The sequence below is a fragment of the Microbacterium sp. GbtcB4 genome, from assembly GCF_019091465.1.
Taxonomy (GTDB): Bacteria; Actinomycetota; Actinomycetes; order Actinomycetales; family Microbacteriaceae; genus Microbacterium; species Microbacterium paraoxydans.
In genome coordinates this window covers 1-243 of record NZ_JAGXJJ010000420.1, presented here as the reverse complement: position 1 = coordinate 243, position 243 = coordinate 1, and the positions used below count along the sequence as shown (strand labels likewise).

Genomic DNA, 243 nt, shown 5'->3' with positions numbered 1-243 from the left:
AGGAGGCGCTGAGCGACGGGCCCAACCCCGAACCCGCCGGCCACGGGTTCATGGTGCGGCTGCCGCTGCCGAAGCACCTCGACACCGACGCGATCCTGGAGCGGAACGATCCGGCGAAGGACGCGGACGGGCTGCACCCGACCAACCTCGGGCGTCTCGCCCTCAACCTCAACGCGCCGATCCACACGCCGCTGCCGTGCACCCCGCGCGGTGTCAGCGAGCTGCTGCTGCGCAACGACTACG

General features: G+C 71.6%; 1 pseudogene. It reads left to right on the top strand.

Annotation, left to right across the window (positions count from 1 at the left end):
- Positions 1-243: pseudogene (locus tag KVS71_RS18345) on the top strand (bifunctional methylenetetrahydrofolate dehydrogenase/methenyltetrahydrofolate cyclohydrolase); the annotation flags it as partial.